Genomic DNA, 21,563 nt, shown 5'->3' with positions numbered 1-21,563 from the left:
GGATTGGCGCGACTCAACGCAGAGGGCGCTCCAGGATGCGCGGCCCCGGCCCCTGCTGGGCCAGCGCGTCGCCCGGGTTGCGCAGCGGGCAGTCCTTGAGCGAGAGGCAGCCGCAGCCGATGCAGCTGTCCAGCTCGTCGCGCAGACGCTGCAGTTGGAGGATGCGTTCGTCCATGGCACGGCGCCAGCGCGAGGCCACGGCGCGCCATTGCGCGGCCGTCACACGCACCTCGGGCCGGTACTCGCCCAGGGCCTGGCGCACCTCCTCCAGCGCAATGCCCGCGCGCTGCGCGACCTTGACGATGGCGATGTAGCGCAGCACGCCGGGCGTGAAGCGGCGCTGGTTGCCCTCGGTGCGCACGCTGCTGATGAGCCCCTTGGATTCATAGAAGTGCAGCGTGGACACCGCCACGCCGCTGCGCAGTGCGACCTCGCCCACGCTGAGGTAGCGCGGCTGGTCGGTGTGGGTTGTGGGCATGCCGTCGGTTCTCGGATCGGGCCCGCAGTGTAGGGCGCGGCCCGCGTGCCGCGCGGCACCTGCATGTCGCTTGACTTGCATCAAAGCGACCCTGCAGGCCCCGTCCGACACTGCCCCGCAGTGCTGAAAAAGCGTTCAAGAGAGGCAGCGATGAATCAATCGAGAAGCCCGGCCACGGTCTACAACGACGCCGTCGTGCGCCAGTTTTCCGTCATGGCCGTGGTCTGGGGGGTGGTGGGCATGCTGGTGGGGGTCGTCATTGCCGCCCAGCTGACCTGGCCGGAGCTGAACCTGGGCATTCCATGGCTCAGCTATGGCCGGCTGCGGCCGCTGCACACCAACGCGGTGATCTTCGCATTCGGCGGTTCCGCGCTGTTCGGCACGGCCTACTACGTGGTGCAGCGCACCTGCCAGACACGGCTGTTCGGCGGCTGGCTCGCATCGTTCACGTTCTGGGGCTGGCAGGCCGTGATCGTGGCCGCGGCCATCACGCTGCCGCTGGGCTACACCACGGGCAAGGAATACGCCGAGCTGGAGTGGCCCATCGACGTGCTGATTGCCGTGGTCTGGGTGTCCTACGCCATCGTGTTCTTCGGCACCATCGCCACGCGCAAGGTGCGCCACATCTACGTGGCCAACTGGTTCTACGGCGCCTTCATCATCGCCGTGGCGCTGCTGCACATCGTCAACAGCGCGGCCATGCCCGCGGGGTTCTGGAAGAGCTACTCGGCCTATGCCGGCGTGCAGGACGCCATGGTGCAGTGGTGGTACGGCCACAACGCCGTGGGCTTCTTCCTCACGGCCGGCTTCCTCGGGATGATGTACTACTTCATCCCCAAGCAGGCCGAGCGCCCGGTCTACAGCTACCGGCTGTCCATCGTCCACTTCTGGGCGCTGATCTTCACCTACATGTGGGCCGGCCCGCACCACCTGCACTACACGGCCCTGCCGGACTGGACGCAGTCGGTCGGCATGGTGTTCTCGCTGATCCTGCTGGCGCCTTCCTGGGGCGGCATGATCAACGGCGTGATGACGCTGTCGGGCGCCTGGCACAAGCTGCGCGACGACCCCATCCTGCGCTTTCTGATCGTGGCCCTGTCGTTCTACGGCATGAGCACCTTCGAGGGCCCGATGATGTCGATCAAGACCGTCAACGCGCTCAGCCACTACACCGACTGGACCGTGGGCCATGTGCACTCGGGCGCGCTGGGCTGGGTCGGGCTCATCACCATGGGCTCGCTGTACTACCTGATCCCGCGGCTGTTCGGCCAGAAGCAGATGTACAGCGTGAAGGCCATCGAGCTGCACTTCTGGACCGCCACCATCGGCATCGTGCTGTACATCGCCGCGATGTGGATCGCCGGCGTGATGCAGGGTCTGATGTGGCGCGCCGTGAACGCCGACGGTACGCTGACCTACACCTTCGCCGAGTCCGTCAAGGCCACGTACCCGTTCTACGCGGTGCGGCTGCTGGGCGGCCTGCTGTACCTGGGCGGCATGCTGGTGATGGCCTGGAACATGGTCATGACCATGCTCAACGCGCGGCCCGCCACAGTCGTGATTCCGCAGCCTGCGGCGGCCCACTGATCCCCACGCACGAGAACAACCATGTCGCAGAACCTCGACAAGCCCGGTGCGCACGAGCGCATCGAGACCAACAACTTCCTGATGATCGTGCTGATCCTGCTGGTGCTGCTGGTCGGCGGCCTCGTGGAGATCGTGCCGCTGTTCTTCCAGCGCACCACCACGGTGGCCATCGAAGGCGTCAAGCCCTACGCCGCGCTGCAGCTGGCCGGCCGCGACGTCTACCTGCGCGAGGGTTGCTACAACTGCCACTCGCAGATGATCCGTCCGCTGCAGGCCGAGACGCTGCGCTACGGCCACCATTCGCTGGCCGGCGAGTTCGTCTACGACCACCCGTTCCAGTGGGGCAGCAAGCGCACCGGCCCCGACCTGCACCGCGTGGGCGGCAAGTACAACGACGAGTGGCACCGCATCCACCTGATGAACCCGCGCGACGTGGTGCCAGAGTCCAACATGCCGGCCTACGCCTGGTTGGACAAGGCCGCCATCGACGGCGCGCAGCTGGCCGCCAACATGCGCGCCCTGCGCCGCCTGGGCGTGCCCTACACCGACGAGGAGATCGCCAAGGCGCCCGCGGACGTGAAGGGCCGGACCGAGATGGAGGCCACGATCGCCTACCTGCAATCGCTCGGCCTGGCCGTCAAGTGAGGAGCTGGACCATGGACATCAACACCCTGCGTGCCGTGGCCACCGTGGCCTCGTTCGTCGCCTTCGTCGCGATCTGGGCCTGGGCCTGGTCGCGCGCCAACCAGCAGTCGTTCGAAGAGGCGGCGCAGCTGCCTTTCGACCAGGAGTAAGAGGACACCATGAGCGATTTCACAAGCGGCTTCTGGTCCATCGCGATCATTGCCGTGACCCTGGGCGGCATCCTCGGCTGCATGCTGCTGCTGTGGGGCGCCGGCAAGGCGCGCGTCTCGCCGACCGGCGACAACACCACCGGCCATGTCTGGGACGGCGACCTGCGCGAGATGAACAACCCGCTGCCGCGCTGGTGGGTCTGGATGTTCGTCATCACCGTGGTCTTCAGCCTGGTCTACCTGGTGCTGTACCCCGGCCTGGGCGACAAGCCCGGCACGCTGAACTGGAGCTCGGTGGGCGAGCACGCGGCCGACGTGGCCAAGCACAAGGAGGTCACGGCGCAGGTCTACGCGAAGTACGCCGGGATGCCGGTGCCCGAGATCGCCAAGGACCCTCAGGCCCGGGCCATCGGCGAGCGCCTGTTCATGAACAACTGCGCCCAGTGCCACGGCTCGGACGCACGCGGCAGCAAGGGTTTCCCGAACCTCGCGGACGGTGACTGGCTGTGGGGCGGCGAGCCCGACAAGATCGCCGAGACCATCGCCAAGGGCCGCATCGGCACGATGCCGCCCATGGCCGCGGCGGTGGGCACGCCCGACGACGTGCGCAACGTGGCGCACTACGTGCTGAGCCTGTCCAATGGCCCGCACGACTCGGTGCGCGCCGCCTTGGGCAAGGCCAAGTTCACCGTCTGCGCCGCCTGCCATGGCAGCAACGGCAAGGGCAATCCGTTGCTGGGCGCGCCCAACCTGACCGACAACATCTGGCTGCACGGTTGGGGCGAGGAGGCCATCGTCGCGATGGTCAACAACGGCAAGACCAACCAGATGCCGGCGCAGGAAGGCAAGTTCAGCGCGGAGCAGATCCGCGTGCTGGCGTCCTACGTCTGGGGCCTGTCGAGCCGATGACCACCCCCAGTCTGCGCGCTGCGTGCTCCGCCAACCCCCTCAAGGGGGCGCCGCCAGCGGCCTGGCAGAGCCAGTTCCGCGGCGGCCGCTGGCACGGCCTGCTCCGCGGCCTTCTGCCCTGTGCATGGCACCCCTGGCCCGTGGCTGACAGACGGCGCTGCCTGGCATGACGACACCACGCAAGGTCATCCCCATCCAGCCCGAGCCCGAACTGGGCCCGCTGTTCGAGGCCCAGAAGACGGTCTACCCGCGCACCGTCGCGGGCTTCTTCCAGAACTGGCGCTGGGCCCTGGTCTGGTTCACGCAGCTGGCCTTCTACGGCACCGCCTGGCTGCAGTGGGGCGAGCGGCAGGCGCTGCTGTTCGACCTGCAGGCGCGGCGCTTCTACATCTTCGGCCTGGTGCTGTACCCGCAGGACTTCATCTACCTGGCGGGCCTCTTGGTGATCTCTGCACTGGCGCTGTTCCTGTTCACGGCCGTGGCCGGCCGGCTGTGGTGCGGCTTTTCGTGCCCGCAGACGGTCTACACCGAGATCTTCCTGTGGATCGAACGGCGCATCGAGGGCGACCGCGGCGCGCGCATGAAGCTCGATGCGGCCCCCCTGTCGATGGAGAAGTTGGTCAAGAAGTGGTTCAAGCACATCGCCTGGGTCGTCTTCGCGCTGTGGACCGGCTTCACCTTCGTGGGCTACTTCACGCCGATCCGTGAGCTGGCGATGTCCTTCATCACCACGACCATGGGGCCGTGGGAGGTCTTCTGGGTGCTGTTCTACGGCCTGGCCACCTACGGCAATGCGGGTTTCCTGCGCGAGCAGGTGTGCAAGTACATGTGCCCCTATGCGCGCTTCCAGAGCGCGATGTTCGACCGCGACACGCTGATCGTGAGCTACGACAGCGCGCGCGGTGAGCCGCGCGGCAGCCGCCCGCGCAACGCCGACGCGGCGGCGCGCGGCCTGGGTGCCTGCATCGACTGCACGCTGTGCGTGCAGGTCTGCCCGACCGGCATCGACATCCGCAAGGGCCTGCAGTACGAATGCATCGGCTGCGGCGCCTGCGCCGACGTCTGCGACGGCGTGATGGACAAGATGGGCTACGCGCGCGGCCTCGTCAAGTTCACCACGCAGCAAGGCCTGGCCCGGGGTTGGAGCCGGGCGCAGATCTGGCGCAGGGTGCTGCGCCCGCGCGTGCTGGTCTATGCCGGCGTGCTGCTCGCGATCTCGCTGGGCCTGGCCATGAGCCTGGCGTTGCGCACACCGTTCAAGGTGGACGTGGTGCGCGACCGCGGCGCCATGGCCCGGATCGTGGCTGGCGGTGCGGTCGAGAACGTCTACCGCCTGCAGATCATGAACGCCACCGAATCGCACCAGCGCTTCGCCATCGGTGCGAGCGGCCTGCCTGGCCTCGTCGTCACCTCCGAGCCCGAGGTCGACGTGGACGCCACCGCCTCGCGCTGGGTCGCCGTGCGGCTGCAGATCCCGCAGCAAGGAGCGGTCGCGGGCGGCTCGCACCCCATCCGTTTCGAGTTGCGCATGCTGGACGGCGGTGCCCGTGTCAGCGAGAAGTCCGTGTTTTTGATTCCCCGGTGAAGGAGACCTCGATGCAGGAACAACACGCCCCGGTCGCGCGCCCCTGGTGGCGCTACGGCATGGTCTGGATGGTGATCGGCGGCCCGCTCGCGGTCGTCGTGGCCGGCATCGCGACGGCCGTGATCGCGTTCCATGGCGCCGACCCGGTGGTCGCGCCGGCGCCCGCCCAGGTGGCCGCCGAAGAGGCCTTCGACCTGCAGCCCGCGATGGCCGGGCGCAACCACGCGGCGACCGGCACCGTGCCGGCGCGGCGCTGAGGAGGGGGGCTGTGGCGGCGCGCCGCCTGATGTGGATCGCCTGGCCGGCCTTCCTGGCCGCCGGCGTACTGGAAATGCTGGTGTTCGCGCTGGTCGACCCGCACGACCTGCACTGGCTGGGCCGCGCGCTGGACTGGTCGGCGATGTCGGTCTACACCGCGAGCTTCTTCGCGTTCTGGGCGGTGGCCATGGCGGGCAGCGCGCTCACGCTGCTGCTGGCCACGCCGGAGGCGCTCAGTGGCAGACCTGGGGATTGACGATGCGCTGCAGCGCGTCGGCGTCGACGATGCGCAGGTGCCGCTGCTTGACCTCGACGATGCCTTCCTCGACGAACTTGGAGAAGGTGCGGCTCACGGTCTCGAGCTTGAGGCCCAGGTAGCTGCCGATCTCCTCGCGCGTCATGCGCAGCACGAGTTCGCTGCGCGAGAACCCACGCGCATGCAGGCGCTTGACCAGGTTCAGCAGAAAGGCGGCCACGCGCTCCTCGGCGCGCATGCTGCCCAAGAGCAGCATGACGCCGTGCTCGCGCACGATCTCGCGGCTCATGATCTTGTGCACGTGGTGCTGCAGCGCGTTGACCTCGCGCGAGAGCTCCTCGAGCCGGTCGAAGGGCATCACGCAGACCTCGGCGTCTTCCAGCGCCACGGCGTCGCAGCTGTGCTTGTCGTTGACGATGCCGTCCAGGCCGATGATCTCGCCGGCCATCTGGAAGCCCGTGACCTGCTCGCGGCCGTCGTCGGTGGCAACCAGGGTCTTGAAGAAGCCGGTGCGGATCGCGTAGAGCGAAGTGAACTTCTCGCCACTGTGGAACAGGGTGGCGCCGCGCTTCACGGACTTGCGCGTCGCCACCACTTCGTCAATGCGCTCCAGCGCCTGCTGGTCGAGCTGCATGGGCATGCAGAGCTCACGCAGGTTGCAGTTGGAACAGGCGACTTTGATGGTGTGCGGGTGCATGGCGTCCTTTCATGACGTGGCGCAAATTGTCTCAAACCTTCGCGAGCAAAGGCTTGATCTGGGTCAAGGTCTGGACGGGTCGTCGCAGGCAAAGTCCAGATCCAAGGATTTCCCCATGACGATTTCTCTGGCTTGCCCCGCCGCATCCGCGATTCCCACCGACGTGCTGCAGCGCTTCGACCGGCCTGGCCCACGTTACACCTCCTACCCCACGGCCGACCGCTTCGTCGAGGCTTTCGGCCCCGACAACCTGCAGCAGGCGCTCCTGCAGCGCCGCCATGGCGGGCCAGGGTGGGCGCTGCCGCTGTCGCTGTATGTGCACATCCCGTTCTGCGAGTCGCTGTGCTACTACTGCGCATGCAACAAGATCATCACCAAGCGCCATGAGAAGGCTGCGCCCTACCTGGACTATCTGGCGCGCGAGATCGATCTGTACGTGGCCGCGCTCGGCGAAGGCCAGCCGGTCTCGCAGCTGCACCTGGGCGGGGGCAGCCCGACCTTCCTGAACGACGACGAGCTGGCCCGGCTCATGGACCTGCTGCGCCGCCGCTTCGCGCTGGCGCCGGGGGGCGAATACGCCATCGAGATCGACCCGCGCACCGTGGATGCCGGCAGGCTGCAGCGCCTGGCCGGCCTGGGCTTCAACCGGCTCTCGTTCGGTGTGCAGGACTTCGATCCCGCCGTGCAGAAGGCCGTGCACCGCGTGCAGCCCTATGCACAGGTGGAGCAGCTCGTGCACAGCGCGCGCGGGCTGGGCTTCGAGTCGCTCAACGTGGACTTGATCTACGGCCTGCCGCTGCAGACCCCGGCCTCGTTCGCGCAGACGCTGGAGCAGGTCGTCACGCTGCGGCCCGAGCGCATTGCGCTGTATGGTTATGCGCACCTGCCCGAGCGCTTCAAGCCGCAGCGCCGCATCCATGCCGAACAGTTGCCCGATGGCGCAGCGCGGCTGGCCATGCTGGGCGCGGCGCTGGCACGCTTCGAGGCGGCCGGCTATGTCTATGTGGGCATGGACCACTTCGCGCTGCCTGGCGATGCGCTGGCCGTGGCGAAGCGCCAGGGCCGGCTGCACCGCAACTTCCAGGGCTACAGCACGCAGCCCGATTGCGACCTGATCGCGCTGGGCGTGTCGGGCATCGGCAAGATCGGCGCCAGCTACACGCAGAACGCCAAAACCATGGAGCAGTACTGCGACCTGCTGGACCAGGGTGCGCTCCCCGTGGTGCGCGGGCTGGCGCTCACGCGCGACGACCTGTTGCGCCGCAGCGTGATCATGGCGCTGATGTGCCAGGGCGCGCTGCAGTTCGAACCCGTCGAGCTGGCCTGGCTGATCGACTTTCGCCAGTACTTCGCGGCCGAACTCGCGCAGCTGCAGGCGCTGCAGGACGACGGCCTGGTGCAGATCGACGCACAGGGCCTGCAGGTCACGGCCACGGGCTGGTACCTGGTGCGCGCGGTGGCCATGGTGTTCGACCGCTACGTGCAGGCCGACCGCACGCGCGCACGCTTCTCGCGCATCCTCTGAGCCCCCCATGGCCGCCAACCTCGGCATGACCGCGTTGCTGATGGGCCTGGCCGGCGGACCGCACTGCGCGCTGATGTGTGGCGCGGCCTGCGCCGGCGTAGCCCGCGCCGGGGAGCCGCACGGCAGCCGTGCGCTGGCGCAGTTCCATGCCGGCCGGGCCGCCGGCTATGCGGCCATGGGCGCGCTGGCCGCCTGGTCCATGCAGGGCCTGGGCTGGCTGGGCGGCGCCAGCGTGGCCTTGCGGCCGCTCTGGAGCTTCGTGCACCTGGCCGCGATCGCGCTGGGGCTGGTGCTGTTGCTGCAGGCACGCCAGCCGGCCTGGCTGGAACGCCAGGGCCGGGCGCTGTGGCAACGTGCACGGGCGCTGGCGCCGCGGCGCGGCGGCAGTTTCCTCGTGGGCCTGGCCTGGGCGCTGATGCCGTGTGGCTTGCTGCAGGCGGCGCTGCTGACGGCGGCGCTCGCGGGCGATGTGGCCCATGGTGCGGGCGCCATGCTGGCCTTCGCGGCCGGTTCGGCGCTGTCGCTGTGGGCCGCGCCCTGGCTGGTGCTACGCCTGCCGGCCCTGGCAGGCGGGCCGCGCGGCGTGCTGGCCGGCCGCGCCGAGGTGCTCTCGGCCTGGGGCACGCGCCTGGCTGGCCTGGCCTTGCTGGGCAGTTCGTCCTGGGCACTGTGGCACGGCCTCGTGCACGCCCAGGCGCCCTGGTGCCTGCCGCGCTGAGCGGCTGCGTTCCCCCGCGTCCCTTCCCCGGCAGTTGGGCCGGCACGACCGCCCCCACATGGCATGCACGGGCCGGCTTGCGCGGCTCGTACGCATTCTGTCTACGACCGGCATGGTGGAGGCGACAGCCGGCCGGTGGATGCGTGTCCGCGATCGGCGATCCACTTCTAGGATGCATGCACGAAGGGAATTCCAAGAAACAGAACACACACGATCTGCTGCCTTCCGTCGAACGCGCCGGCCGGCGCCCGCCTGTTCCACAGCGCCCGCCGGACTGCGGGAGCGGTGCCCACCGGGCACCGACCACCGCTCCCGGTGCTGCCTGCAGAGCCTGGTGCATGCCGTGCAGCGCCCAGTCCATCGAAGGAGTTCGCCATGAGATTTCAGCTTCGGGTGGCCGCGGCCGCCGCGCTCGCGAGCCTGGCCACCAGTGCCCAGGCGCAGTCCGAGTCGATCTTCAGCCTGTCCGGTTTCGGCACCGTGGGCGTGGTCGGCACCGACAGGGACGGTGCCGAGTACGTGATCCCCAGCCAGATCCGCGGCGCCGACAAGTCCTGGAGCGGTGAGGTCGACAGCAAGCTGGGGGTGCAGCTGGGCGCCAAATTCAACAACCAGTTCTCGGCCACGGTGCAGGTGCTCAGCAAGCAGAACGGCCAGGGCAGCTTCACACCGGGCATCGAATGGGCCTTCGCCAAGTGGCAGGCCACCCCCGCACTGGCATTGCGCGTCGGCCGCATGGGCGGGCCCTTCTTCGCGGTGTCGGACTTCCGTGACGTGGGCTATGCCAACACCTGGCTGCGCCCGCCCATCGATGTCTACGGCCAGGTGCCCGTAAGCCACTTCGACGGTGTCGACCTGAGCTGGCAGACCAGCGTCGCCGGCAAGGCGCTGACGCTGCAGGTCTTCGGTGGCAAGAGCTCCTCGCATGTCGAGCACACCAAGGTCGAGATCGATGCGCTGGTCGGCGTCAACGCGACCATCGAGCTGCTGGACGGCCTGAGTCTGCGGCTGGGCCATGCGACGGGCAAGCTGACGGTGCACTCGGACCCGCTCAACGACCTGGTGGGTGTGCTGCGCCGCACGCCGTTCGCCGGCGTCGGTGACCAGCTCGATCCGAACGACAAACGGGCCAGCTTCAGCGGCGTGGGGCTGACCTACGACCAGGGCAACTGGATCGTGCTGGCCGAGTACACGATGCGCAGGATGCAGACCTTCATCCCCGACACCACCGGCTGGTACACGACGGTGGGCTACCGCGTCGGCAAGTTCACGCCCTATGCCACGCTGTCGCGCCTGAAGACCGACGACAGCAACGTCGACAACACCATTCCGGCCTCTGTGGTGCTGCCCGGCATGCAGGCACCGCTGCGGGTCTATGTCGATGGCGCGACGGCGGCCCAGAGCACGCCGCAAAAGACCATCGCACTGGGTGTGCGCTGGGATGCGATGCGCAACGTGGCCGTGAAGGCGCAGTTCGACCGCATCAAGACCACGGGCGCCGGCCAGTTCTACAACGCCGATCCGAGCTTCGTGAACAAGCGCGTCAACGTCTACAGCCTGGCTGTGGACTTCGTGTTTTGAGGAGGGCGCAGCATGAACTGCATCAAGGTCTTCGCCCTGCTCACGCTGTCGGTGGCGGCCGGTGTCGCTCAGGCCCAGGTGGCCGTGGTGGTGGGCGCCAAGAGCGCCACGGCGGCCATGACGGCCGACCAGGTCGCAAGCATCTTCCTGGGCAAGAGCAACCAGCTGCCCAGCGGCGCGGCCGCGGCTGCGGCCGACCTGCCTGAGAGTGCCGCGGTGCGCGAGCAGTTCTACACCAAGGTCACGGGCAAGTCCTCGGCCCAGGTCAAGGCCGGCTGGTCGCGGCTGGTGTTCTCGGGCAAGGCCACGCCGCCCAAGGAACTGGCCAGCGCGGCCGATGTGAAGAGCTTCGTGGCGGCCAATCCGGACGCCATCGGCTACATCGAGAAATCGGCCGTCGATGGGTCGGTGAAAGTGGTGTTGAACGTCGATTGACGGTGCCCAGCGGTGGTCCGTCCTGGAGGTTGGCATGAATCTGAAGACCCGCATCGCATTGCTGCCCGTCATGGCGGCCTTGCTGTTCGGACTGGGCATCGCCGTGGTGCTGTTCTTCGCGACGCGCACACAGGAGGCGATCGACCACGTGAGCGAGGTGGCCTATCCCTACCTGGATGCCTCCAACCGCTTCGCCAGCCAGCTCGAAGGCCTGGGCAACACCGTGCAGAGCGCGGTGGCCGAAGGCGAGAAAAGGCGGCTGGAGGAAGCGGCCGAGCGCGCCACGGCCATGCGCAAGACGCTGCGGCAGATCCAGTCCATCGCCGGCAAGGCCGAGCCGGGGGCGCAGCTGGAGCGCGACTTCGAGGTCTACTACGCCGCGGCGGTGGAGACGGCGCAGCTGTTCCTGGGCATGAAGCAGGGCGACCAAGCCGGCGCCATCCCGCGCATGCAGGCGGCCCTCAAGCGGCTGGAGGCCGAACTGGGCCAGATGCAGGGCGAAGCGCGCTCCAGCTTCGATGCCGACCTGGCGCGGGCCGAGGTGGGCGTGCGATCCGGCGTGCTGGCCACCGTGGCCAGCGGCCTGGTGGTGGTGGCGGTGCTGGCCCTGGGCTCGTGGCTGCTGATCGCCAGCATCTGGCGTCAGCTCGGCGGCGAGCCGCAGTACGCGTGCGATGTCATGCGCCAGATGGCCGAGGGCGACCTGTCGCAGCCCATCGACGTGGCGCCCGGTGCCGAGGCCAGCCTGCTGGCCGCGGTGCGCGACATGGCGCAGGGCCTGGCCGCCATCGTGGCCAACGTGCGCGGCGGCACCGATGCGATGACGATCGCCTCGCGCGAGATCGCGGCCGGCAACCAGAACCTGTCCGAGCGCACCGAGCGCCAGGCCGGCTCGCTGGAGCAGACCTCCGCGCACATGCAGCAGCTGACCGAGACCGTGCGCCAGAGCGCCGATGCGGCGCGCCAGGCCAACCAGCTGGCCGGCTCGGCCGCCAGCGTGGCGCAAAAGGGCGGCGCGCTGGTGGGCCAGGTGGTCAGCACGATGGAGGAGATCAGTGCCAGCTCGCGCAAGATCGGCGACATCATCGGCGTGATCGACTCCATCGCGTTCCAGACCAACATCCTGGCGCTGAACGCGGCGGTGGAGGCGGCGCGCGCCGGCGAGCAGGGCCGCGGCTTCGCAGTGGTGGCCAGCGAGGTGCGTTCGCTGGCGCAGCGCAGCGCAGCGGCGGCGCGCGAGATCAAGGCCTTGATCGGCACCAACGTGGCCCGCGTGGGCTCGGGCGCGGTGCTGGTCCAGGACGCCGGCGCCACCATGGGCGAGATCGTGGCCAGCGTCCAGCGCGTGTCTGACATCATCGGCGAGGTCACGGCGGCGTCGAACGAGCAGAGCCAGGGCATCGCCGACGTGAACCAGTCCATCGTGCAGCTGGACCAGATGACGCAGCAGAACGCCGCGCTCGTGGAGCAGGCTGCCGCGGCGGCCGGCAGCATGGAGTCGCAGGCAGGCAAGCTGCAGCATGCGGTCGAACGCTTTCGGCTCGGGGCGATGGCGGCACCTGTGGCGCAGACCGCGCAAGCCGTGTCGACCTATGCCATGGCCACGACATAATGTTCTGATGCCAGGCCGCGTGCTGTTTCGCCATGGATGACAAGGGCTCGCAGTTGATCGATGTCGGTCAACTCCGGCGCGGCCTGTTCATCCAGCTCGACCTGGGCTGGATGGACCATCCCTTCCCGCGCGGCAGCTTCAAGATCACGTCGAGCAACCAGATCCGCACCATCCGTGCGCTGGGCTTGACGCAGGTGCGCTACTTCCCCGACCGCAGCGATCCCGAGGAGCCGCCTTCGGATTTCGGCGGTCTCTCCGGCACCGGCGATGTGCGCTCCGAGGACGCGGTGCAGGACCGGCTGCAGGCCGAGGCCCGCGCCCTGCAGGCGCAGCGGCAGCAGCAGCTCGCGGCCCAGCAGGCCAACCTGCAGCAGTGCGAGCAGCGCTTCGGCGAAGTGGTGCAGCTGTACCAGCGCGTGGTCGAGGAACTGCCCGCACGGCCCGTCGCCATGCGCGAGCAGTGCGAAGCGCTGGTGGCCCGCTGCGTGGCCGAGATCCTGGTCGATGGCGAGGCCACGATCCGCCTGTTGTCCGAGGGCACGGGCGAGAGCCAGGCCACGCACCCGGCCAACACCATGGTGCTGGCCCTGCTGCTGGGCCGGGCCCTGGGCCTGCCCGCGCATGGCCTGACCGAACTGGGCATCGCCGCGCTGCTGCACGACGTGGGCAAGCAGCAACTGCCGGCGCGCCTGCGCATGCGCGACGAGCGCTACACGCCCGAAGACATGGCCATCTACCGCAGCCACGTGCGCGAGAGCGTGAAGACCGGCCGGCGCATGGGCTTGTCGGCCTGGGCGCTGCAGGCCATCGGGCAGCACCACGAGATGGCCGATGGCAGCGGCTTTCCCGCCGGTGTGCAGCGCGAGGACATGAGCACGGGTGGCAAGGTGCTCGCGCTCGTGAACCGCTACGACCGCCTGTGCAATCCACCCGCCCTGGCGCCGGTGCAGGCGCTGACGCCGCACGAGGCGCTGGCGCTGATTTTCGCGCGCCACAAGGCCTGCTTCGACGCCGAGGTGCTGGGCGCCTTCATCCGCATGATGGGCGTGTACCCGCCGGGCTCGGTGGTGCAGCTGGCCAACGAGCGTTATGCGCTGGTGGTGTCGGTCAATTCCACGCGCCCGCTCAAGCCGCGCGTGCTTGTGCACGACCCGGCCGTGCCGCCCGACCAGGCTCTCATCCTCGACCTGGAATCGGTGCCGGAGCAAGGCATCCGCCGCAGCCTCAAGCCCGCGCAACTGCCCGCGAGCGCGCGTGCCTACCTGGCGCCGGTCGCGCGCGTGCGCTGCTTCTACGAACACCAGCCGCCGACGCGGTCCCCCGTGGCGGCCTGAGGCCCCACATGCCGATGCGGCCCTGGCCCACACGGCGGCGGGGCGCAGCGGTGCACCCTTCCTCCATGCGCTGCCATGTGGCCACTGTTGTCCTGCTCGCCCCGCTCGTGGGTGCGGGATGGGCCTGGGCCCAGGCCAACGCGGTCGAGCAGATCTACCAGAGCGACCTGGCGATCTGCAACAGCGGCCAGTTGTCGGCCCCGGCGCGCGAGGCCTGCGTGCGCGAGGCGGGCCGTCGGCGCGACGCCGCGCGCGGCGGGCCGCCGCCGGAGATTCCGCAGCCCACGCCGGATGGCCGCGCCACCGTGGTGACGCCCGAAGGCGCGGCGCCACCGCCGACCTCGTCCGACGCCGTGCCTTCGCGCGATGGCCGGGCCAATGTCGTGCCGGCCCGCTGAGAGCGTGTGAAGAGATCGCTTGATCTCACGCAAGGCCCCGGTGCACGCAGTGTCAGCAACCCAGCATTTCTCGCGGGATCTCGCCGTGCGGGCCGGGGCGCCCAACCAACCCCTTCACAAGCGCAGCGGCACCGCAGCGCCTGCGCTGCGCACGCGGCAGTCGGGCACGCTGCGGATCCAGGGCGTTGTCAGGCAGCCATCCGGCCGAAACGGCCGGCGTTGAAGTCGGCCATGGCCTGCTGGATCTCGGCCTGGCTGTTCATCACGAACGGGCCGTAGCCCACGATGGGCTCGTCGATCGGTTCGCCCGACAGCCACAGCAGGCTGGCGTCGCCGTTGGCTTCGATGGCCATGCCGCTGCCGGCGCGGTCCAGGTGCACCAGCTGCCCTTCACGGGCGATGGTGTCGCCGTTGACCTGCACCGTGCCATGCAGCACCACCAGCGCGAGCGTGTGGCCCGGCTGGGCGTCGAAGCGGGCCATGCCCCCCTGGACGAGGCGGATGTCCCGCACGTCCATCGGCGTGAAGGTGCGCGCCGGGCCGCGTTGCCCCTCGAAAGCGCCGGCGATCACCCGCACCCGGCCCGCGCCGTCCGGCAGCGCCACCGAGGGGATCTGTGCATCCAGCAGAGTCTGGTAGTGCGCGTCGGTCATCTTGTCCCTGGCGGGCAGGTTGACCCAGAGCTGCACCATCTCGATGGTGCCGCCGCGCGCGGTGAAGGCGCGCGAGTGGAACTCCTCGTGCAGGATGCCGCCGCCGGCCGTCATCCACTGCACGTCGCCCGGGCCGATCAGGCCGCCGGCGCCGGTGGAGTCGCGGTGCTCCACCTCGCCCTGGTAGACGATGGTCACGGTCTCGAAGCCGCGGTGCGGGTGCTGGCCCACGCCGCGCGGCTGCGTGGCCGGCGGGAAGGGTGTCGGGGCTGCTTGGTCCAGCAGCAGGAACGGGCTCAGGTGCTTGCCCAGGCCGTCGTAGCCGAACAGCGAACGCACCGGAAAACCATCGCCCACCCAGTGCGGGCGGGGAGCGCTGTAGACACCAAGAACCTTCTTCATCTGCAACTCCTTGCATGCTTCGCCAGGACACCGGTCCTGGCCGATGAAGAGAGAATAGGATTCGAACACTGGTCTCGGTAGTGGCCAATATTTGCCATCAGCGTTCTATTTGGTGAACGATGCAAGACCTCAACGATCTTTACTACTACGTGCAGGTGGTGGACCACGGCGGCTTCGCGCCGGCAGGCCGGGCGCTGGGCATGCCCAAGTCCAGGCTGAGCCGGCGCATTGCGCTGCTCGAGGAGCGCCTGGGCACGCGCCTGCTGCAGCGCTCGACGCGGCGCTTCGCGGTCACCGAGACCGGCCAGACCTACTACGGCCACTGCAAGGCGATGCTGGTGGAGGCCGAGGCCGCCGACGAGGCCATCGCGCTGACACATGCGGAGCCGCGCGGCGTGGTGCGCATGAGCTGCCCGGTGGCGCTGCTGGACCTGCACGTGGCCGACATGGTGGCGGCCTTCCTGGCCGCGCATCCGCGCGTGGAGCTGCACCTGGAGGAAACCAACCGCCGCGTGGATGTGGTGGGCGAAGGCATCGACGTGGCCATCCGCGTGCGCCCGCCGCCGATCGAGGACAGCGAGCTGGTGATGCGCGTGCTGGCCGAGCGCGGCCAATGCCTGGTGGCTTGCCCGCGGCTGCTGGCCGGCACGGTTCCCGCGGTGCCGGCCGACCTGGCGGGCCTGCCGAGCATGGACCTGGGGCTGCCGCAGCACGAGCACGTGTGGAACCTGATCGGGCCCGACGGCGCGCAGGCGGCCATCCGCCACCGGCCACGCCTGGTCACGCGCGGCATGGTGGCGCTGCGCGCGGCGGCGATCGCCGGCGTGGGCGTGGTGCAGCTGCCCTCGACGATGGTGCGCGAACAGATCGCGCGCGGCGCGCTGGTCCACGTGATCCCGGGCTGGGCGCCGCGGCGCGAGATCATCCACGCGGTGTTCGCCTCGCGGCGCGGGCTGTTGCCTGCCGTCCGGGCGCTGGTGGATTTCCTGGCAGACCGGTTCCAGGCGCTGGACGAGGACTGAAGCGGGGCTGCCAGGCGCGCGCTGGCGGGCGTTTCAGAAGACGCCCAGCGCCAGGCCCGCGGCCAGCCCTGCGCCCAGTTCCTCGGCGCGCTGCAGGTCGGCCGCGCCGATCTGCTTTGGCGCGAGGATCTGCGCGGGCGTCTGCGCATGGGTGCAGACGATCAGCGGCTCGGCCGCGGCCTTGAGCCGCCAGCCCGTCGCGATGCGCGCAATCTGCCGCGCCGCGTTGCTGCCGTCGCTGCCGGCGCAGACGAGCGTGGCATAGGGCCGGCCCTGGATGCGGTCCAGCACCGGGTAGTAGCAGCGGTCGAAGAAGTCCTTCATGAGGCCGGCGATGGCGGCCAGGTTCTCGGGCGTGGCGAACAGGTAGCCGTCGGCCGCCAGCAGGTCGTCGGGGCCGGCGTCCACGGCCTTGAGCAATCGGGTCTGCACACCTTCTTCGGTCTGCGCGCCCCGCAGCGCCGCCTGTGCCAGCTGCGCCGTGCCGCCGGTCAGGCTGTGGTGGACGATCAGCAGCGTCTTCTTCATGGGGCGGCCATGATAGGCGCGGCCGCGCGCAGGTCGGCCAGCCAGTCGGCGAAGGCGGACTCGGGGTCGGGCGCGTCCATGCGCAGCAGTGCAGCCGGGTGCAGGGTGACCAGGACGGGCAGGCCATCGGCACGGTGCAGCCATTGGCCGCGCGTCTCGCCGATGGGCACGGCACGGCCCAGCAGCGCGCGCGCGGCGGTGGCGCCCAGCGCCACGGCCGCGCGCGGGCGCACCAGGCCGATCTCGCGCTCCAGCCACTGGCTGCAGATGGCGACCTCCTTCTGCCCGGCGGTCTTGTGCAGCCTGCGCTTGCCGCGCAGTTCGTACTTGAAGTGCTTGACGGCATTGGTGAGGTACAGCGCCCCGGACGGCCAGCCCAGCTGCTCCAGCGCACGCCGCAGCAACTGGCCGGCCGGGCCGACGAAGGGCTGGCCGCGCAGGTCTTCCTGGTCGCCCGGCTGCTCGCCCACCAGCATGAGGGCCGCGCCCGGCTGCCCTTCGCCGTGCACGGCCTGGGTCGCGTGCTGGCCGATCGGGCAGGCGCGGCACTGGGCCGTGGCCAGGCGCAGCGCGGCCAGCGTGTCCGGCGCGGCGGTCTGCGGCGGGCGCTGGTCCAGGCGCAGCGCGATGGAGGCGACCGGCCGGCGGTGTTGCGGGTCGCTGGCCGCTTCTTCGACCATGCGGCCGCTGCGTTGCGCCGCCGCGTGCATGAGCGGGGAGATCAGCTGGGCTTCGGGCAGGTTCTTCCAGTAGCGGCGCGGCATCTCCTTTTGCATCATCGCGGGCTTGAGCCGGGCCGGGTTGAAGATGTGGGCGTAGTAGGTCAGCCACAGCTGTTCGCCGGCATCGGGGCCGGGCGCGTCCTCGCGTCGCGCGCCGGGCCCGAAGGCCAGTGTCTGGCCGTCCCACTGGGCGCTGCGCTCGGGCGTCAGGATGGCCCAGTGCATCTGCGCGAAGCGGCGCGCGAAGAAGGGCGCCGTGGCGCACAGGGTGTGGTGCTCGGGTTCGAACCAGGCCACGTGCCGGCCACCGTGCAGCGGACGAAAGCGCACGAAGGCCGTCATCTTGTGCATATCGCGCCGCACCGCGCGGGCCATGCGTTCGGCCAGCAGGCGGTCGGCGTCGAGCGGGTCCTCGCGCAGGCCGGGTTCGGCCAGCAGGCGCCAGACGAGGCGGTACAGCAGCGCGAAGCGGCCTGGGTCGCGGTGCAGTGCGGCGTTCTCGAGCAGCGCGACCATGTCGGCCGGGAGGCGCAATGGGGCGGCAGGGGCGGCGTCGGGCGCGTGCGGGCCGTCGTCAAACAGGTCGCCTGCGTCGGCCAGCTGCCATTGCACGGCCTCGGGCGGCAGCTGCTGCGCAACGAGGCGGCGCACCGCGGCCTTGAAGCTGGCCAGGTCGTCGGGCGCGGCCAGCCGCACCGTGTGCACCCGTTCAAGTGTCCGCATGGGCATCGAACAGCGAGGCCTGGCGCGGTGGGGGCCGCAGTCGGGCCGCCAGCTGCGCACTGTCCAGCCCGCGCGCGGTGGCGCCCGGCACGCTCACGAAGGGCAGCAGCTTGCGCAGCGGCACGCCCAGGCGGCCCAGGTCGTCCACGCGCAGCACGCGCAGGCGGCGTGCCGCGAGCAGGCGGTCGACCGACTTCACGCCCAGGCCCGGCACGCGCAGCAGCAGCTCGCGCGGCGCGCGGTTCAGGTCGACCGGGAAGCGCTCGCGGTGCGCCAGCGCCCACGCCAGCTTGGGGTCGATGTCCAGCGCCAGCATGCCGTCGCTGCCGCCGGCGATCTCGTCGTGCGCGAAGCCGTAGAAGCGCATCAGCCAGTCGGCCTGGTAGAGCCGGTGCTCGCGCACCAGCGGCGGCGCGGCCGGCGGCAGCTGGCGCGAGGCGTCGGGGATGGGGCTGAAGGCGGAGTAGTAGACGCGGCGCAGCCGGTAGGACCCGTAGAGCGTGGCGCTGGTGGCGAGGATGCTGCTGTCGGTGGCGGCGTCGGCGCCGACGATCATCTGCGTGCTCTGGCCGGCCGGCGCGAAGCGCGGCGCCTCGGCCGGCCGGGGCCGCGCCGCGGGCAGGGTGGTGGGCCGCGCGGCCGCCTGCTCGCCCCTGGCGTCGTCGATGTGCACGCGCAGCCGCGCCATCGAGCGGCGGATGGCCCGGCCGTCCTTCTCGGGCGCCAGCGCCACCAGGCCTTCGTTGGTCGGCAGCTCGATGTTGATGCTCAGGCGGTCGGCGTAGCGGCCGGCGCGGGCCAGCAGCTCAGGATGGGCCTCGGGAATGGTCTTGAGGTGGATGTAGCCGCGAAAGTCGTGGTCCTCGCGCAGGCTGCGGGCCACCTCGACCACGAGTTCCATGGTGCGGTCCGGGCTGTGGATGATGCCGGAAGACAGGAACAGGCCCTCGATGCAGTTGCGCCGGTAGAAATCCAGCGTGAGCTGCACCACCTCCGCGGTGGTGAAGCGCGCGCGCGGCACATTGCTGCTGACGCGGTTGACGCAGTACAGGCAGTCGTACAGGCACCAGTTGGTCAGCAGCACCTTGAGCAGCGAGATGCAGCGGCCGTCCGGCGCGTAGCTGTGGCAGATGCCTGCGCCCTCGGTGGAGCCGATGCCGCGCCCGCCCACCGAGTCGCGCGTGGTCGTGCCGCTGGACGCGCAGGAAGCGTCGTACTTGGCGGCGTCGGCGAGGATGGCGAGCTTGCGGTCCAGTTCCATGGCAGCGCCATGATACTGGGTAAAAAAACAGTATCAACGGAAGTGGCTTTCCGCCGCACGCGCCCGCAGCGCGAGGTCGGGGTAGTTGCTGAACACGCCGTCCATGCCCCAGCCCATGAACTTGCGGTACTCGGGCAGGGCGCTGGCCGCACGCGCCTCGTTGAAGGTGTAGCCGTGCACCGTGAGGCCGGCCGCGTGCGCCATCGCGATGAAGCTGCGCGACATGCCTTCGCCGCGGATGTTCACGCCGACGCCGCTTGCGAAGCCGGCGATCTGGGCCAGGTCCATGGCCAGCAGGCGGTTGGCCGAACCGCTGAGCAGCACCAGGCGATAGCCCAGGCCCAACGCCTGCTGGCGCCGGCCGAGCCCGCGCACCGTGTCGGCGTCGAAGGACTGCAGGAAGACCTTGTCGCTGCCCACGTAGCCCGCCGCAGACAGCACGTTGAGCAGGTGGCTGGCCAGGCGCGGGCCGGCCTGCTTGGCTTCGGGATACAGACCGATGGCGCGCGCGCCTTCGGCCTCCAGCCGGCGCGCCAGCCCGATGATCTCCTCCAGTGTGGGCACGCGTAGCGGATGGGCGCTGCTGGGCCTGAAGCCGGCCACGCTCAGTGCGGCGCTGCCCTGCGGCCGCATGGTCAACTGGCGGATTTCTTCCAGGGAGAAGTCGGCCACGCGCCAGCCGCCGTTGCGCGCCTCGAAGCGGGTGGCGGCGTCGGTGGTGCGCTCCAGCGTCGCGTCGTGCATGGCCACCAACTGGCCATCGCGTGTGAGGTGCAGGTCGGGTTCGATGCAGTCGGCGCCCATGCGCACGGCCAGCTCGTAGGCGGCCAGCGTGTGTTCAGGCAGGTAGCCGGAGGCGCCGCGGTGGGCGATGACCAGGGGCGCGGCACCGTCGCGCGTGGGCCAGCGCTTCGTGCGCTCGGCATGCACCGGCAGGCAGCTGGCCGCGGCCAGCGCCAGCGCGGTGCGGCGGGAAACCAGGGGAGTTCGCATGGCCCCATGTTAGGGCACGGCCTGCGGCGCCCCCGCCAAGGGCTTCAAGCCACCAGCTTGCGCCGGCGCGTGGCGACGCAGAGCATGCCCAGGCCGACCGCGAACAGGGCCAACTGGCTGGGCTCGGGCACCTCGGCCACGGCTTCGCCTGGCAGTGCGGCCCCCGGTGTCAGATCGGGGCGCTCGGGCTGGAGTGGCTCGGGCAGCTTGTAGGCGGCCACCTCGGTGGCCTGGAAGCTGCGCGTGCCCGGCAGCGTCAGCTGCGCCTGCCAGTCGCCGACCACCACGTTGCCGCCGATGGTGCCGTTGCCACCCTTCACCGTGGCGTTGGGCGCCAGGATGCTCGCGTCCAGCGCGATGCCGGCGAAGGTGATGCTCTGGGCCTCGTAGAAGTTCAGCAGCACGTTGTAGCCGGACAGGCCGCCCAGCATGCCGTTGGACAGCGTCAGGTGGCTGCCGCCGATGTTGAAGATGAGGGTGCTGCCGTACGCCAGGTTGGCCAGGTTGCTCCAGCCGTTGCCGGTGAAGTCGCTGGCCGTGAGCTGGAACACCTCGACGGCGCTCTGCGTGCCGGACAGGTGCAGGCCACCCCACTGGCTCTGGCTGCTGCCGGTGGCGCTAAGGCCCGCCAGGCCGCTGGACAGGCTGCCCATCTGCTGGGCCAGGGCTGCGAAGCCCAGCGGCGCCTCGCCGGACAGCCATTGGCCGTTGATGCTCATGCCCTTGGTGTCGCGCGTGCCGCCGACATAGGCGTTGCCGGCGATGGAGCCATTGCGGTAGCTGAGGTCGCCGCCGACGACCAGGCTCTTGCCGTTCAGCGCGAAGCCATTGGCCGCGAAATCGCCCGCGACGGCGACGCTGCCGCCAATGCTGTTGTTGTTGCTCTTGAAGTCGCCGAAGCTGACCAGGCTGTAGGCGTTGGCCAGACCCAGGTCGACCGGCGCGGCGAAGACCGTCGAGGCACCGAGGAGGGCGGCGGAACCGAGCAGAAGGCGAGACGATTTGAACATTCTGAATCCTGAAACCCGTGCCGAAACCGGCGTAAAACTGAGCGAGTGAGCAGGATTGTGTTCAGCAATTCAAACAATTTCT

General features: G+C 69.8%; 23 protein-coding genes. 15 read left to right on the top strand and 8 right to left on the bottom strand.

The window, feature by feature from the left end; translation table 11 throughout:
• Positions 1-13: 13 nt before the first annotated feature.
• Positions 14-478, bottom strand: a complete 465-nt coding sequence (soxR, locus tag ASF45_RS34005; protein ID WP_056674328.1) for a redox-sensitive transcriptional activator SoxR — start codon at positions 476-478, stop codon at positions 14-16.
• Between the two features lie 150 nt (positions 479-628).
• Between soxR and ccoN the strand changes: the two genes are divergently transcribed.
• The 7 genes from ccoN (at position 629) to ASF45_RS33970 (ending at position 5,867) form a co-directional block, all read left to right on the top strand.
• On the top strand, positions 629-2,065 hold the full coding sequence (ccoN, locus tag ASF45_RS34000) for a cytochrome-c oxidase, cbb3-type subunit I (RefSeq protein WP_056674325.1): 1,437 nt from the start codon (positions 629-631) through the stop codon (positions 2,063-2,065).
• Positions 2,066-2,086: 21 nt separating this feature from the next.
• Positions 2,087-2,710: a cytochrome-c oxidase, cbb3-type subunit II gene (ccoO, locus tag ASF45_RS33995; protein WP_056674323.1), complete on the top strand. Its 624-nt coding sequence runs from the start codon at positions 2,087-2,089 to the stop codon at positions 2,708-2,710.
• Positions 2,711-2,721: 11 nt separating this feature from the next.
• Positions 2,722-2,859 (top strand): cbb3-type cytochrome c oxidase subunit 3, encoded by a 138-nt coding sequence (locus ASF45_RS33990; RefSeq protein WP_056674321.1) that lies wholly within the window; start codon positions 2,722-2,724, stop codon positions 2,857-2,859.
• A gap of 9 nt (positions 2,860-2,868) precedes the next feature.
• Positions 2,869-3,768 carry a cytochrome-c oxidase, cbb3-type subunit III gene (gene ccoP, locus ASF45_RS33985; RefSeq protein WP_056674318.1) on the top strand — a complete coding sequence of 300 codons (900 nt, stop codon included), beginning with the start codon at positions 2,869-2,871 and terminating at the stop codon, positions 3,766-3,768.
• Positions 3,769-3,934: 166 nt separating this feature from the next.
• Positions 3,935-5,353: a cytochrome c oxidase accessory protein CcoG gene (gene ccoG, locus ASF45_RS33980; protein WP_056674315.1), complete on the top strand. Its 1,419-nt coding sequence runs from the start codon at positions 3,935-3,937 to the stop codon at positions 5,351-5,353.
• A gap of 11 nt (positions 5,354-5,364) precedes the next feature.
• Positions 5,365-5,610, top strand: coding sequence for a hypothetical protein (locus tag ASF45_RS33975; protein ID WP_056674312.1), 246 nt, complete (start codon positions 5,365-5,367; stop codon positions 5,608-5,610).
• A gap of 11 nt (positions 5,611-5,621) precedes the next feature.
• Positions 5,622-5,867, top strand: a complete 246-nt coding sequence (locus tag ASF45_RS33970; protein WP_056674309.1) for a hypothetical protein — start codon at positions 5,622-5,624, stop codon at positions 5,865-5,867.
• On the opposite strand, the gene fnr is transcribed toward ASF45_RS33970, so the two are convergent.
• On the bottom strand, positions 5,845-6,564 hold the full coding sequence (gene fnr, locus ASF45_RS33965; protein WP_056674306.1) for a fumarate/nitrate reduction transcriptional regulator Fnr: 720 nt from the start codon (positions 6,562-6,564) through the stop codon (positions 5,845-5,847). The two genes, ASF45_RS33970 and fnr, sit on opposite strands and share 23 nt — an antisense overlap.
• A gap of 115 nt (positions 6,565-6,679) precedes the next feature.
• Here fnr and hemN point away from each other — a divergent pair, with 115 nt between their 5' ends.
• The 7 genes from hemN (at position 6,680) to ASF45_RS33930 (ending at position 14,167) form a co-directional block, all read left to right on the top strand.
• Entirely contained in the window at positions 6,680-8,089 is a 1,410-nt protein-coding gene (gene hemN, locus ASF45_RS33960; protein ID WP_056674303.1) for an oxygen-independent coproporphyrinogen III oxidase, read from the top strand.
• A 7-nt stretch (positions 8,090-8,096) separates the two neighbouring features.
• Positions 8,097-8,807 carry a sulfite exporter TauE/SafE family protein gene (locus tag ASF45_RS33955; RefSeq protein ID WP_056674300.1) on the top strand — a complete coding sequence of 237 codons (711 nt, stop codon included), beginning with the start codon at positions 8,097-8,099 and terminating at the stop codon, positions 8,805-8,807.
• Between the two features lie 375 nt (positions 8,808-9,182).
• Positions 9,183-10,388 (top strand): porin, encoded by a 1,206-nt coding sequence (locus ASF45_RS33950; RefSeq protein WP_082551421.1) that lies wholly within the window; start codon positions 9,183-9,185, stop codon positions 10,386-10,388.
• Between the two features lie 12 nt (positions 10,389-10,400).
• The gene (locus ASF45_RS33945; protein WP_056674293.1) at positions 10,401-10,823 is read left to right on the top strand and encodes a hypothetical protein; all 423 of its coding nucleotides are present in this window, start codon (positions 10,401-10,403) and stop codon (positions 10,821-10,823) included.
• Between the two features lie 34 nt (positions 10,824-10,857).
• Positions 10,858-12,435, top strand: coding sequence for a methyl-accepting chemotaxis protein (locus ASF45_RS37005; protein ID WP_056674291.1), 1,578 nt, complete (start codon positions 10,858-10,860; stop codon positions 12,433-12,435).
• A gap of 32 nt (positions 12,436-12,467) precedes the next feature.
• Complete coding sequence (locus ASF45_RS33935; protein ID WP_056674288.1) at positions 12,468-13,769, top strand: HD-GYP domain-containing protein; 1,302 nt, start codon at positions 12,468-12,470, stop codon at positions 13,767-13,769.
• Between the two features lie 77 nt (positions 13,770-13,846).
• Complete coding sequence (locus tag ASF45_RS33930) at positions 13,847-14,167, top strand: hypothetical protein (RefSeq protein WP_156473296.1); 321 nt, start codon at positions 13,847-13,849, stop codon at positions 14,165-14,167.
• A gap of 188 nt (positions 14,168-14,355) precedes the next feature.
• Here the strand turns inward: ASF45_RS33930 and ASF45_RS33925 are convergent, their stop codons facing one another.
• The gene (locus ASF45_RS33925) at positions 14,356-15,222 is read right to left on the bottom strand and encodes a pirin family protein (protein WP_056674280.1); all 867 of its coding nucleotides are present in this window, start codon (positions 15,220-15,222) and stop codon (positions 14,356-14,358) included.
• A gap of 119 nt (positions 15,223-15,341) precedes the next feature.
• Between ASF45_RS33925 and ASF45_RS33920 the strand changes: the two genes are divergently transcribed.
• The gene (locus ASF45_RS33920) at positions 15,342-16,244 is read left to right on the top strand and encodes a LysR family transcriptional regulator (protein WP_056674277.1); all 903 of its coding nucleotides are present in this window, start codon (positions 15,342-15,344) and stop codon (positions 16,242-16,244) included.
• 33 nt (positions 16,245-16,277) lie between these two features.
• On the opposite strand, the gene ASF45_RS33915 is transcribed toward ASF45_RS33920, so the two are convergent.
• From ASF45_RS33915 to ASF45_RS33895, 5 genes are read right to left on the bottom strand one after another with little or no spacing between them, the layout of a single operon-like run.
• Positions 16,278-16,772: a flavodoxin family protein gene (locus tag ASF45_RS33915; protein ID WP_056674274.1), complete on the bottom strand. Its 495-nt coding sequence runs from the start codon at positions 16,770-16,772 to the stop codon at positions 16,278-16,280.
• Complete coding sequence (locus tag ASF45_RS33910) at positions 16,769-18,217, bottom strand: UdgX family uracil-DNA binding protein (protein WP_235581111.1); 1,449 nt, start codon at positions 18,215-18,217, stop codon at positions 16,769-16,771. The genes ASF45_RS33915 and ASF45_RS33910 overlap by 4 nt, the downstream gene beginning before the upstream one ends.
• A complete protein-coding gene (locus tag ASF45_RS33905; protein WP_056674268.1) occupies positions 18,204-19,478 on the bottom strand; it encodes a putative DNA modification/repair radical SAM protein in 1,275 nt (424 codons plus the stop codon). The genes ASF45_RS33910 and ASF45_RS33905 overlap by 14 nt, the downstream gene beginning before the upstream one ends.
• 33 nt (positions 19,479-19,511) lie before the next feature.
• Positions 19,512-20,471 carry a glycerophosphodiester phosphodiesterase family protein gene (locus ASF45_RS33900; protein ID WP_056674265.1) on the bottom strand — a complete coding sequence of 320 codons (960 nt, stop codon included), beginning with the start codon at positions 20,469-20,471 and terminating at the stop codon, positions 19,512-19,514.
• 44 nt (positions 20,472-20,515) lie between these two features.
• A complete protein-coding gene (locus tag ASF45_RS33895) occupies positions 20,516-21,481 on the bottom strand; it encodes a choice-of-anchor A family protein (protein WP_056674261.1) in 966 nt (321 codons plus the stop codon).
• Positions 21,482-21,563 lie beyond the last annotated feature (82 nt).

Source organism: Pseudorhodoferax sp. Leaf265, assembly GCF_001422365.1.
In the GTDB taxonomy this organism is placed as follows: domain Bacteria; phylum Pseudomonadota; class Gammaproteobacteria; order Burkholderiales; family Burkholderiaceae_C; genus Pseudorhodoferax.
The sequence above is the reverse complement of the archived record's forward strand: the minus strand, read 5'-3'. Positions and strand labels throughout refer to the sequence as shown.